At 46.5% G+C, this 13,217-nt stretch carries 11 protein-coding genes; all 11 read right to left on the bottom strand.

Going from position 1 to position 13,217, the window contains the following annotated elements; all coding sequences use genetic code 11:
* The gene (gene rplB / locus AB1797_00500; protein ID MEW5766093.1) at positions 1-825 is read right to left on the bottom strand and encodes a 50S ribosomal protein L2; all 825 of its coding nucleotides are present in this window, start codon (positions 823-825) and stop codon (positions 1-3) included.
* Positions 826-973: 148 nt separating this feature from the next.
* Positions 974-1,270, bottom strand: coding sequence for a 50S ribosomal protein L23 (locus AB1797_00495; protein ID MEW5766092.1), 297 nt, complete (start codon positions 1,268-1,270; stop codon positions 974-976).
* The gene (rplD, locus tag AB1797_00490) at positions 1,267-1,884 is read right to left on the bottom strand and encodes a 50S ribosomal protein L4 (protein ID MEW5766091.1); all 618 of its coding nucleotides are present in this window, start codon (positions 1,882-1,884) and stop codon (positions 1,267-1,269) included. Before rplD ends, AB1797_00495 begins: the two co-directional genes overlap by 4 nt.
* Positions 1,885-1,887: 3 nt before the next feature.
* Positions 1,888-2,520 carry a 50S ribosomal protein L3 gene (gene rplC / locus AB1797_00485; protein ID MEW5766090.1) on the bottom strand — a complete coding sequence of 211 codons (633 nt, stop codon included), beginning with the start codon at positions 2,518-2,520 and terminating at the stop codon, positions 1,888-1,890.
* Between the two features lie 467 nt (positions 2,521-2,987).
* Positions 2,988-3,296, bottom strand: a complete 309-nt coding sequence (gene rpsJ, locus AB1797_00480; GenBank protein MEW5766089.1) for a 30S ribosomal protein S10 — start codon at positions 3,294-3,296, stop codon at positions 2,988-2,990.
* Between the two features lie 104 nt (positions 3,297-3,400).
* The gene (gene fusA / locus AB1797_00475; GenBank protein ID MEW5766088.1) at positions 3,401-5,485 is read right to left on the bottom strand and encodes an elongation factor G; all 2,085 of its coding nucleotides are present in this window, start codon (positions 5,483-5,485) and stop codon (positions 3,401-3,403) included.
* A 116-nt stretch (positions 5,486-5,601) separates the two neighbouring features.
* Positions 5,602-5,871, bottom strand: a complete 270-nt coding sequence (locus AB1797_00470) for a hypothetical protein (GenBank protein MEW5766087.1) — start codon at positions 5,869-5,871, stop codon at positions 5,602-5,604.
* A gap of 224 nt (positions 5,872-6,095) precedes the next feature.
* On the bottom strand, positions 6,096-6,566 hold the full coding sequence (rpsG, locus tag AB1797_00465; GenBank protein MEW5766086.1) for a 30S ribosomal protein S7: 471 nt from the start codon (positions 6,564-6,566) through the stop codon (positions 6,096-6,098).
* An 87-nt stretch (positions 6,567-6,653) separates the two neighbouring features.
* Positions 6,654-7,037, bottom strand: a complete 384-nt coding sequence (rpsL, locus tag AB1797_00460; GenBank protein ID MEW5766085.1) for a 30S ribosomal protein S12 — start codon at positions 7,035-7,037, stop codon at positions 6,654-6,656.
* A gap of 624 nt (positions 7,038-7,661) precedes the next feature.
* Entirely contained in the window at positions 7,662-8,648 is a 987-nt protein-coding gene (locus AB1797_00455) for a DUF3782 domain-containing protein (GenBank protein MEW5766084.1), read from the bottom strand.
* A gap of 178 nt (positions 8,649-8,826) precedes the next feature.
* Entirely contained in the window at positions 8,827-13,119 is a 4,293-nt protein-coding gene (gene rpoC / locus AB1797_00450; GenBank protein ID MEW5766083.1) for a DNA-directed RNA polymerase subunit beta', read from the bottom strand.
* Positions 13,120-13,217 lie beyond the last annotated feature (98 nt).

Genomic DNA, 13,217 nt, shown 5'->3' with positions numbered 1-13,217 from the left:
TTATTTTCCCCTCCTCTTAATGATAAATTTACCCGTAGCCTTATTTCGTCGAGTTTTTGCACCTTTAGCCAGTTGTCCCCACGGACTGCAAGGATGACGACCTCCCGATGATTTTCCTTCTCCGCCTCCCATGGGGTGGTCAACCGGATTCATAGCCACGCCTCTAACCCGCGGACGTCTGCCCAACCATCTTGACCGGCCGGCCTTTCCCAGTGAGACATTTTCATGCTCTAAGTTTCCTACCTGACCTACCGTGGCCAGACAGTCAAGATGTATCAGTCTCACCTCACCGGAAGGAAGTTTAACCTGGGCATATTTACCCTCTTTAGCCATTAACTGGGCCGCTGATCCAGCCGATCTGACCAGTTGTCCACCCTTGCCTATTTTCATTTCAATGTTGTGAATGCTGCTTCCCAGGGGAATATTTCTCAAGGGAAGGGCGTTGCCAGGCTTAATTTCCGCCTCTGGTCCCGAAGAAAGAGGCTCGCCTACTTCAAGCCCTACCGGAGCCAGGATATACCTCTTTTCTCCGTCCAGATAGTGAAGAAGCGCAATATTAGCCGAACGATTAGGATCATATTCTATGGCCGCTACCTTGGCCGCAATTCCATGTTTTTCCCTTCTGAAATCAATTACTCTCAGCCGCCTTTTGGCGCCTCCTCCCCGATGCCTGACCGTTATTCGTCCATTTACGTTTCGCCCCCCGCGGCGAGTAAGTGGTTTAAGGAGCGACTTTTCGGGCTTATGCCTCGTAATTTCAGAAGAAACATTTATCGACATCCCCCGCCTGGAGGGGGTAGTTGGTTTGCATTTCTTAATAGGCACGCTACAATTTTGGAGGGCAGATTTCGAATGGCGGATTTAAAACCTTTTCTTCCCCCATCTAAAATACGCCCATCCTAACCTCCACTTTTTATTTCGGATGGCAAAGCAGATACTAAATCCGCCCTTGGCCATCCCCAATCTGCCCTGGTTAGATCCCCTCAAAAAAACCTATCGTCTGACCCGGCGCCAGTGTCACCATAGCCTTCTTCCAATCCGGCCTCAGACCAGGGCGAAATCTCACCCTTCGGCGTTTACCATGTTGAATCATCGTATTTATCTTGACTACTTTAACCTTGAAAAATTCCTCTATGGCCTGTTTTATTTGAAACTTATTCGCTTTTCTATCAACCACAAAGCAATACTTCTTAGAGTCTTTTTTCTCTTGCCGCATCTTAGTCGCCTTTTCATTAATTAAAGGACGTTTGATAATATGATGGGGCATCATAATGAATCCTCCAATCGAGCTAAAGCGGCCTTGGTCATAAGGACTTTCTCATGTTTAATGACCAGATAAGGGTTAAGATTATCTACGCCGGTCACTTTTAAGCCTTTTATATTCTTAGAAGCCATTAATATTTTTTGATCATTCCCATCCAGGACGATTAAAGGCCTATTCAGTTGCAAGCGGTTCAACAGCTCAACCATAGCCGAAGTTTTCGCCTCATTCAGATTTAATGTCTCCAGAACTCTGAAATTCCCCTGCTCCACCTTTTCACTTAAGACCCCACGCAGGGCTTTCTGCTTAGCCTGAGCAGAAATTCTTATTCGGTGCTGCCCGGGTTGAGGGCCAAAGATAGTGCCTCCCCCTTTCCAAAGAGGCGACCTGGTAGAGCCTGCTCTGGCCCGGCCGGTGCCTTTTTGTCTCCATGGTTTTCGTCCGCCGCCTCGAACTTCAGCTTTCCCTTTGGTGGAAGCGCAACCCAGGCGTTGATTAAGCAGATAAGCTCTCACTACCTCATATAAAAGGCCTTCGGATACTGATTGGCCAAAAATATCTTCCTTAAGACTAACTTGTCCCAGGATACTTCCTTCCATATTATACAAATCCGCTTTCGGCATCCCTTACCTCTTCTTCGCTTTCCTGATAACCAGAAGTTCCCCCTTTTTCCCGGGGGCCGCTCCTTTAACTAAAAGCAAATTTTTCTCTGCCTCTACCTTGACTATCTCTAGATTTTGAATGGTGCTCTGTTTTCCCCCCATCCGTCCTGGAAGCCTGGTCCCTTTAAAGACCCTGGACGGAGCCGCTGAAGCGCCAATAGAACCGGGCGCCCGGTGAAACATAGAACCATGGCTGGCCTTCCCGCCTTTAAAACCCCATCGCTTAACCACCCCCGCAAATCCTTTTCCTTTAGATGTTCCGGTGACATCCACATATTCTCCCGGCTTAAAGAGACTTTCTACTCTCACTTCCTGGCCAACTTCGTGCCCCGAAATATCATCCAACCTGAATTCTCTCAAATATTTCATAGGAGGTATCTTAACCTTCTTGAACCGGCCTAAAAGGGGTTTGGCCACCAGCCCTTCTTTTTGTTTTTCAAAGCCCAGTTGGACCGCATTATATCCCTCCGACTCCCGGCTTTTAACCTGGGTTACTACACAAGGCTTAGTCTCAATAACAGTTACTGGAATAAGCTGCTGGGCCTCTCCAAATATCTGAGTCATCCCGATTTTTTTCCCTAAAATGCCTAATCGCATTTCGGATTTCGGATTTCGGATTTCGGATTGTTTATTCATGGTTTTTTATCCTGCACTCCCCCATCTAAATATTCAGCCAAACCAAAAGAGGCACCCCGATTTCAGCCCTTCTCAGGAATTATTTCGACCTGTGCGGTTAGAGATTACAAGCAATTCCCTTCAAACCTGAAAGGTTTGAATTTTACATAACCACAGGTGAAACCTGCGGAAGGTAAAACAGCTACGAACATCTCAACCCTGAAAGGGTTGAATTCTAGGCGATGGATAATATTCGACCCTTGCAGGGTCGAGCGTGGCGATTTGTTTCCGGAGATTGCATCTACGGCTATTTAAAATTCAACGCTTTCAGCGTCAGTAGTCTACAACCTAACCGTACAGGTCGAATTATTTTTAATCTGGGCCATCAGGGAAAAATCTGGATAATCGGTGTTCCCTATGAGGGCTGAGTAGATACAAGTCCGCCCTAATTAGAGCTTTATCTCTACCTCGACTCCTGCCGGAAGCTCTAACTTCATTAAAGCCGCGATGGTATCTTCAGTCGGCTCCAGGATATCCAAGACCCTTTTGTGGATGCGCATTTCAAATTGTTCCCTTGACTTTTTATCCACGTGAGGGGATCTTAAGACCGTATATCGACTTATCTTTGTCGGCAGAGGGATAGGGCCGGCCACCCTGGCGCCGGTCCGATTAGCCGTAGAAACAATTTCACCCGCCGACTGATCCAGGATCCTATGGTCATAGGCATTAAGCTTAATACGAATCTTTTGGGAAACCACAACAACTCCTCTCGATCCTCGATGCTCGATCCTCGATGCTGGATGCTCGATCCTGGATACGGGATCCTTTACCCAGCATCGAGCATCGAGCATCGAGCTTAGTTTTAGGCCGCCTTCAATCCCTTGGTAATCTCATCCGAGATTTGACGCGGGACCTCTTCATAGTGAGAAAATTCCATATGATAGGTTGCCCGGCCCTGGGTTAACGACCTGAGGGAGGTAGCGTAGCCGGACATCTCGGCTAAAGGAACGATTCCTTTAATTACCTGGGTCTCTCTGCCCCGAGGTTCCATCCCGGAAATATTGGACCGCCTGGCATTAAGATCACCAATTACATCTCCCGTAAAATCCCTCGGAACAACAACTTCTATCTTCATTACCGGCTCCAGCAAAACAGGGGCCGCCCGTTTAAGCCCCTCTCTAAGGGCTAAAGCCCCGGCATTTTTAAAGGCCAGTTCGGATGAATCAACTTCATGGTAGGAACCATCATAAAGAACAGCCTCAAAATCCACTAAGGGATAGCCGGCCAGAACTCCATGTTCAGCCGCTTCTTTAACCCCCTTTTCCACCGCTGAAATATATTCTTTGGGAATAGCTCCGCCTACAATTCGATTAGTAAAAGTAAATTCGGAGCCTGGTTCACCAGGAATAAATTCAATCCAAACGTGTCCATACTGGCCGCGCCCACCCGTTTGTTTGATATATCTACCTTCGGATTTGACGCTTCGCCTTATCGTCTCCCGATAAACGACATGAGGTTTACTTACCCTCACCCCGACCTTGAATTCCCTTTGCATCCGGTCGGTTAAGACTTCAAGATGAAGCTCCCCCATCCCGGATATGATCATCTGGCCGGTCTCCGGATCCGTGACCACCTTGAAAGTCGGATCCTCCTGTGATAAAGAAGAAAGACAAAGAGACAGCTTTTCCTCATCCAATTTTGTTTTAGGCTCTATAGCTACCGAGATAACCGGTTCAGGAAAGTGAATGGATTCCAGGAGGATAGGATGATTTCGATCACATAGGGTCTGACCGGTAGCGGTATTTTTTAGTCCGACTATGGCCACAATATCCCCGGCCGAAACCTCCTTAATATCCGCCCTCTTGTTAGCATGCATCTGAACAAGCCGGCCTAGTCGTTCTCTCTTCCTGACCACTGAATTATAAACCTGGTCCCCGGTGGCACAAGAACCTGAATACACCCGAATGTAACTTAAATTCCCCACATAGGGGTCAGCCGCCACCTTAAAGATAAGGGCAGAAAAGGGTTCCTCTTTGGTCCCGAGCCTCTCTTCTCTTACCTCTGTGTCAGGATTAATCCCCACCACAGCGGGAACGTCGGAGGGCGCCGGTAAATAATCAACAATGGCATCAAGCAGCGGCTGAACTCCTTTGTTTTTAAAGGAACTCCCACATAAAACAGGGGATATCTTAGCCCCAATGGTCAGCCTTCTGAGAGTTGCCTTAATTTCAGCCTCGCTTATATCTTCCTCCTCAATATATTTCTCCATTAATTCATTATCGGATTCAGCCAGCGCCTCGATAAGTAAATTATGATGATGCCAGCTTTCTTCTAAATAATCTTCCGGAATATCTTCCACCGTAAAACTGGCCCCCAAGTCATCAGCTTGCCAGCGGATAGCCTTCATTCCCACTAAATCAATGACACCCACAAAATTTTCTTCGCTACCTATCGGAAGTTGTATCGGAACGGCCCGCGCCGAAAGCCTCTCTTCCATCATTCGGATAACTTGATGGAAATTAGCGCCTACCTTATCCATCTTATTAACAAAGGCAATCCTTGGAATCTTGTATTTCTCAGCCTGATGCCAGACCGTCTCTGATTGAGGTTCTACTCCCCCTACCGAACAGAAAAGAGCCACGGCCCCATCGAGAACCCTTAAAGACCGCTCCACTTCCATAGTAAAATCTACGTGTCCGGGCGTATCAATAAGGTTGATCCGGTGATCTCGCCAGGATAGGGTGGTGGCGGCCGCCGTGATAGTAATCCCACGCTCCTGCTCCTGTTCCATCCAATCCATAGTAGCGGTGCCAGCATCGACTTCACCCAACTTATAAACTTTACCAGTATAGTAAAGCATCCGCTCTGTAGTGGTGGTCTTACCAGCATCGATATGAGCCATAATACCAATATTTCTAATATACTTAAGTAAAATTGTTTCCGCCATAATTTAATTCCGCATCCCGAAGAAAGAATCCTCATCGTTTAAGAATGCCTCTCCTTAATTAATTTAATTACCAATTAGAAACAGTTCATAGTCCTCTGACGTACGCAAGGGATTGCTCATGCGGCTACTCGGACTAATCCCGCCAGACTCGGCACGTGGAGTTGGACCCGCTGGACTTCGTTGCGATATTCGGCTTGGCGAGCCAGCCAGGTTCGATACACACTAGCCCACTCTCCAAAATCCAATACCCAGTTGTCATCTTCGGGTTCTTCGCCATTGATGTATGCTGTGTAGAAAGTTTCCGAGCGGACGCCATATCGCCGCTCAAAGTCCAATAGTTCCGTTTCGAGAGCATGGATGTCGGCGAGAATCTCACGCAAATTCATTGCTTACCTCCGTATGCAGTAGAGCTTGATTGCACTGAGAGCCATAGCGTGGCCGCGATTTTTATCTTGCACACTTGTTGTACCGCCTAACAATAGAACTCACCTGCAAAAACCGCTGGCGGTTTTGGTCAGGTGCAGTGAGTTGTTAGGCAAAAACCTTTTCTGAGTTAACTCAATAGCTTTTTGTGGGGAAAATTAATTGCTCCCTGTTTCAATATGGCTACCTACCAACGATAATGGGCAAAGGCCTTGTTTGCCTCAGCCATCCGGTGAGTATCATCTCGTTTCTTGATAGAAGTGCCCGTGCCTTTAGCGGCATCTATTAATTCGGCCGCTAACCTCTCCACCATACTTTTGCCTTTTCTTTGTTTAGCAAAGGAAATAATCCATCGCATAGACAAGGATATTCCCCGGTCTTTAGTCACCTCTACCGGAACCTGGTAGGTGGCCCCACCTACTCGCCTGGCTTTAACCGCCAATCTGGGTCTTACCCCATCGACGGCCTTTTTAAAGATCTTTAAAGGTGGTTCACCGGTCTTTTCTTCAACCACTTTCATTGTCCGATAGAATATCCTCTCCGCCAGACTCTTTTTCCCCCGCCTCATAAGCTTATTGACAAATCTACCCACCATCTGACTGTTATAAACCGCGTCCGCTGGGATATCACGCTTTTTAGTCAATCGCCTTCTGGGCACGAAAAAACCTCCCCTTCTTCTTAAGTTTCGAGTTTCGGGTTTAAAGTTTCGCCTTTCGTCTTCCGGCCAACTCGAAACTCGAAACTTTTACTCTGCTTTCTTTTTCGGTGTCTTGGCTCCGTATTTTGACCTGCCTTGGAATCGATCAGCTACGCCGCTGGCATCGTAGGCTCCCCTAATAATATGATATCTCACCCCTGGTATATCCTTCACCCTTCCTCCCCTCAGAAGAATAACGGAGTGCTCCTGCAAATTATGCCCAATCCCGGGGATATAAGTAGTAACTTCAAAGCCACTGGATAATCTTACCCTGGCTATTTTTCTTAAAGCAGAATTTGGCTTCTTGGGTGTGGTGGTATAAACCTTGGTGCAAACTCCCCTTCTTTGCGGCGAGCCCGCTAAAGCCGGAGTTTTAGTCTTCTTCTTTCCTTTTTCTCTACCCTTCCTGATCAATTGATTAATCGTCGGCAAAATCTTCCTCCTCTTGGCTAATAATTAACCCTTAACGTCATACGGCCAAACTCGCCCACCCACCACTTTATCTGGTGTCTGGTCGTCTGGGGCTTGGGGTCTATGGTCTGACCGTTACCAGACTACCCATCACCAAAAATAAGTGGTCGGGGTGACCTTGGCGGTATGGCCCATTAACCATTAGCAATTGATAATCAAAAAAAAGCAGCCCGCAGAGCTGCCTTTTTAAGCGTCTACCTTTTCTTCTTTCGTTAAGAACTAAATAGGTAATCACCCCCTTAGGGATACTTAAAAAACAGCTTCTTAACCCTGGCACTTCCCTCTGGCGTTGGAGTTACCAGTTTACCACCATATTTTTATTTTGTCAACAGTTTTTTTCTAAAACATTTATCAAGATGCGATTTTTTAATTAGCCTGCCCGTTAACCGACAGTGTTATAAGAACTTAGATAACACGCCCCCTTGTCATTACTTTTGTGACCATATAACTACTCCTCGATGACATTTGATATGGTGGGTCAGGTATAAGTCAGTAAACTGGCAATTTACCATCCCGAAAAGCCCGCCTCAAACTCAAAAGACTCTATCCACCCTATCAAATGTCATAGAGTACTACCTACCTTCTTCAGTCCAAATCCTCGTAGGTTATAAGCTGGATATCTAGTTTTTTGCAGAGGTCTTCTCCCTTTTTGTTCATCTCCACCGCTACAAAGATAAGATTTGGCTTAATCTTTGTCTTCTCATAATAAAAATTTCCTATTTTATAAAACCTCTCTACATTTTCTTCATCGGCAGAGGATTTTATCTCTATTAGAAAATGCTTCTCATTCTGGATAAGGATGTCTACCTCTACCTCTGAATTAGGAATACCTACCTTTCCCTCTTTATCCATTACCTTCCACGAGGATACCTCTTTTACTTTAAGCTTTTTGAGGAGTAGCTCCTTTAAGGTATTTCGGATTGTCCCTTCAGCAAATATTCCCCACCTTGCCCCTACGGTTCTGATGCTTATCCCCATCCTTCTTATTTCCCTTGATTGTTCCTGAAGTTGGACTGAATGCTCCCTTAGCTGCTTTGTTTGTTCCTGAAGTTGGGTTTCTACTGCCTCAAACCTCTTATTTGTCTCTTCGCGATGTTCTTCAAACCTTCGGTTCATCTCCTCAAACCTTCGGTTTGTCTCTTCGCAATGTTCTTCAAACCTTCGGTTCATCTCCTCAAACCTTCGGTTTGTCTCTTCGCGATGTTCTTCAAACCTTTGGTTCATCTCCTCAAACCTTCGGTTTGTCTCTTCTCGCATCTCCTCAAACCTTCGGTTTGTCTCTTCTCGCATCTCCTCAAACCTTCGGTTTGTCTCTTCTCGCATCTCCTCAAACCTTCGGCTTGTCTCTTCTCGCATCTCCTCAAACCTTCGGCTTGTCTCTTCTCTGCTTTTCTGAATCTCCTCTATAACTATCCTTAGCTCATCCTTCTTGGCAAAGACCTCGCTTAGGATAATAGAGACCTCGGTTCTAAACCTGTCATCTTTCTTTAGGAGTAAGGGAAGAACCCTCCTGATATGCTCCTCTTCTGCCTTTAATAATGTCATCTGTCTATTATTAGCCATCTTGAACATAATTTGGTCCTCTCCCCTAGTAAGTTAGCATAACCTTGCGCTATTTTAACTATCGGCAGAAAACCATTTACTGTTAACTACAGAAAAAAACTTGGACATCGAGTAACAGAAATCTACTCTTGAACCCTTGAACCCTCCTGAAACCGCCCAAGAACTTTCGTCGAGCTAGACTCCTCACCTAATCGGTAATCGGTGATTCGGTTATCGGTAATGAACCAGCCGTAAGTGGATGTTCCTCCTCCGAAACAGTCTCTTCCCCTAATCGGTTAAAAGTAAATTGCCTGTCTTTATACATCGGCATTCCTGTCCCGGCCGGAACAAGTCTGCCAATAATTACATTTTCTTTCAAACCAAGCAAGTCATCCGTTCTGCCTTTAATGGCCGCTTCCGTTAAAACCCTGGTAGTCTCCTGGAATGAGGCCGCTGAAATAAAAGAATCAGTAGCTAATGAGGCCTTCGTTATCCCCAAAAGAAGCGGGCTGGCCTGAGCCGGTGTGCCTCCTTGAGCGACCACCCGTTTATTCTCCTCCATAAAGCGGAACTTATCCATATGTTCCCCCACGAGAAAATCCGTATCGCCGGCTGAAGTTATCTCTACCCGTCTCAACATCTGACGAACGATAACTTCAATATGTTTATCATTAATATCCACCCCCTGAAGTTTATAAACTTCCTGGACCTCGTTTAAAAGATATTGCTGCAGGGCATAATCTCCTTTAATCCGAAGGATATCGTGCGGATCTATAGGGCCTTCAATCAACTGATCTCCGGCTTTAACCTCATCCCCTTCATGAACCTTCAAATGTTTACCTACCGATATATAATATTCTCTGGTGGTATTAGTGGCCTTATTTCTAATCACCACCGTCCTTGTGCCTCCCGCGGCTGGTTTAAACTCGATGACACCGTCAATTTCAGCTATCACCGCATTATCCTTGGGACACCTGGTTTCAAAAAGCTCAGCCACGCGGGGCAATCCACCGGTAATGTCCTTAGTCTTAGACAATTCTTGAGGGAACTTGGCTAATGTATCTCCAGCCGTCAATTTTTGTCCGTCCTGAACCACTAACCTGGCTCCATGAGGCAAGATGTAGTTAACGGCCTTTCCATCCTCTTTGATGATATCCACCGAAGGCTGTAATTCCTCTTCCCTGTCTTCAACCACGACCCGGTTAAAAAGACCGGTATTTTCATCCAGCTCCTCCCGTAGGGTTCTACCTTTGATAATATCTTTGAATCTGGCTTCACCAGTGGTTTCAGTCAGAATAAGCTCATTGTAAGGATCAAATTCAGCGATGATCTGTCCGGCCTCGACAAAGGTGTTTGGTTGGACATAAATCTTCGTGCCGGTTCGAAGATGAATCTCCCTCTCCCTGGCCTCTATTAAGACCTTGCCTTCTTCCGTTATTCGACCTATTCCGGCTACTTCCGCCTTAATACTTTCTCCTTCACTTGTTTCAGCCACGACTTCACCCATATTAATCCATAATCCATCAAATACCATAATCTTGCTTCCCGGGGCCAGGGTATATTCTTTAAGAATCTTTCTGATCAGCATATTTCCCCCCCGCGAGACAATCATCCCCTGCTCCTCCTTCAAGGAGATGAGGTATCTGGGTAAAGCGACAATTTCAACCGGATAGTTCAAGCGGATTTCCCTTTCTTCTACCTGACGGAAGGCGGTTCCCCCAATATGGAAGGTCCGCATAGTAAGCTGGGTTCCAGGCTCACCAATAGACTGAGCCGCAATAATTCCCACGGCTTCACCTATATCCACCAATCTCCCTGTAGCCAAATTTCTTCCATAACATTTGGCACATACACCCCGAGCCGTTTCACAGGTAAGGACAGTTCTCATCCTGATCCTTTCTATGTCCGCATCTTCTATGGCGTCGGCGGCCTCTTCATCTATTTCCTCGCCTGGCTCAACTAGGACCTTACCCGACCTGGGGTCTACAATCTCATCCAGGGTAACCCGGCCCAAAATCCGCTCCTTGAGTGACTCGATAACTTCATCTCCTTCTTTGATGGACTCAGCCACCATGCCATTCATCGTTCCACAATCTATTTCGGTAACAATCACATCCTGGGCTATATCAACCAATCTCCTGGTCAAATAACCTGCATCAGCTGTTTTCAGGGCGGTATCAGCCAACCCTTTCCTGGCTCCATGGGTGGAAATGAAATATTCCAACACCGAAAGCCCTTCCCGGAAGTTGGCCGTAATAGGCAACTCGATAATCTCTCCCGATGGCTTGGCCATCAGTCCGCGCATTCCGGCTAACTGTCTGACTTGTTGTTTGCTTCCCCTGGCGCCTGATTCGACCATAATGTAAATCGGATTAAAGCCCTCCATATCACGGGCCAACTGCTCAAAGGTAGCATCAGCCACCTCTTCTCCCAGAGAGGTCCATATATCCACGATCCGATTGTATCTCTCTTCATCGGTAATCAAGCCTTGTTGATACTCATTTAGGATATGCTCTACCTCTTTATGCCCTTTTTCCAACACCTGCTTTTTCACACCCGGAACCTTAATATCATCTATACTGATTGACCCCCCGTATTTGGTGGCATACTTGAATCCAAGCTGTTTAACTTCGTCAAGCAAATTGACGGTCCTGGCCAGGCCGTTTTTTCGATAAGAGGTATAGACGATTTCAGACAGGGTGTGCTTGTCCACCATTTGATTAATAAAACCTAATTCCGGTGGGATGACCTGGTTGAAAATGAGTCTCCCGGCGGTGGTCTTTACTTTGGATCCGTTCATCCTGACATTAACCAGGGTATGGAGGCCGATTACTCCGGCATCATAAGCCGCCATAACTTCTTCCGAATTATAATAGGATCTTAATCTATCGGAAGTCGGCAGGACCTCCTTGGTTAGATAACAGCAACCCAGAACAATATCCTGACTGGGAACCATCAGGGGATGTCCGTTAGCCGGGGAGAGGATATTGTAGACGGAAAGCATTAACATCTCGCATTCTAATTGAGCCTCTAAAGAAAGGGGGACGTGAACGGCCATTTGATCCCCATCAAAATCGGCATTGAAGGCGGCACAGACCAGGGGATGTATTTTAATGGCTTCTCCTTCCACCAAAATAGGCTCAAAGGCCTGAATACCAGCCCGGTGAAGGGTCGGCGCTCGGTTCAAGAGAATCGGATGACCCGCAATGACCTTTTCCAGCGCATCCCATATCTCTTTATCCTCCCTCTCCACCATTCGCTTGGCTGACTTGATATTATGAACCAGTCCCCTATCCACTAATTCCTTCATAATAAAGGGCTTAAATAACTCGATGGCCATCTTCTTCGGCAGACCGCATTGATACAGTCTTAGCTTAGGATCAACCACAATGACTGACCGGCCGGAGTAGTCAACCCGTTTACCTAACAGGTTCTGTCTGAACCTGCCCCGTTTTCCTTTTAAAATGTCGGAAAGAGATTTAAGCAGTCTGCTCCCGTGTCCCTTGACGCCTCTACCCCGCCTGGAATTATCAAAGAGGGTATCCACGGCTTCCTGAAGCATTCTTTTTTCATTTCGAATAATAATCTCAGGCGCCTTTAAATCAAGCAACCGCTGAAGTCTATTATTACGATTAATCACCCGGCGATAAAGGTCATTTAGATCAGAGGTGGCAAACCTGCCCCCATCCAATTGAACCATCGGTCTGAGTTCTGGAGGGATAACCGGCACACAATCGAGTATCATCCATTCTGGTTTATTATTCGATTTCAGAAAGGCGTCAATGACCGCTAAACGACGGACTGCCTTTTTTTTCTTCTGGCTGGAAGACTCCTCTTTCATTTCTTGACGCAGTTCCACCGCCAGCTTTTCCAGGTTTAAGGACTGCAGACATTTTCTAACCGCCTCCGCCCCCATTCCCGCCGAAAATCCATCCCCATATTTCTCCTTATACATCCAGAAGTCCTCTTCTCCCATAACGGTTCCGAGTTGGAGCGGCACTGATCCAGCTACCCTGGTCACGATGTATTCTTCGAAGTAAAGCACCCGTTCCAGGTCTCTAACCGAGATATCCAAAAGAAGAGACATTTGAGAAGGGATCCGCTTAAAATACCATATATGAGCGGCCGGGGCTACCAGCTCAATGTGTCCCATGCGTTCCCTTCTTACTTCCGCCCGGGTTACTTCCACCCCGCATCGATCGCAGATAACACCCCGATAACGAATACTCTTATATTTCCCACAGTAGCATTCGTAATCCTTAGTCGGCCCGAATATCCGCTCACAAAAGAGACCATCTCGTTCCGGCTTAAATGTTCGGTAATTAATAGTTTCCGGTTTTTTTACCTCACCGTGAGACCAGGATCGAATTCGTTCCGGCGAAGCAAGCTTAATGGTAATAGAAGCAAAATCAAAGAGCTTATCATCGTGATCCGCCTGATAATTCAAGGTCACCGGAAGACTCCTCGATTGACTCTTAGCAACCGCCGCTTCAGCACTCAAGTAAAGATCCCTCCTCTCTAAAACAATTAATGTAATTACTCAGTCACAAAGACACAAAGCCACTAAAATTACAGAAGCCAATAGCCAATAGCCAATAG

The sequence above is a fragment of the bacterium genome (assembly GCA_040753085.1).
GTDB lineage: Bacteria > UBA9089 > JASEGY01 > JASEGY01 > JASEGY01 > JASEGY01.
The sequence above is the reverse complement of the archived record's forward strand: the minus strand, read 5'-3'. Positions and strand labels throughout refer to the sequence as shown.

Coding starts and splice junctions, on each gene's coding strand:
- AB1797_00495 (MEW5766092.1), bottom strand. CDS start 1,270: ATGATGCCCCATCATATTATCAAACGTCCTTTAATTAATGAAAAGGCG.
- rplD (MEW5766091.1), bottom strand. CDS start 1,884: ATGCCGAAAGCGGATTTGTATAATATGGAAGGAAGTATCCTGGGACAA.
- rplC (MEW5766090.1), bottom strand. CDS start 2,520: ATGCGATTAGGCATTTTAGGGAAAAAAATCGGGATGACTCAGATATTT.
- fusA (MEW5766088.1), bottom strand. CDS start 5,485: ATGGCGGAAACAATTTTACTTAAGTATATTAGAAATATTGGTATTATG.
- AB1797_00470 (MEW5766087.1), bottom strand. CDS start 5,871: ATGAATTTGCGTGAGATTCTCGCCGACATCCATGCTCTCGAAACGGAA.
- AB1797_00455 (MEW5766084.1), bottom strand. CDS start 8,648: ATGTTCAAGATGGCTAATAATAGACAGATGACATTATTAAAGGCAGAA.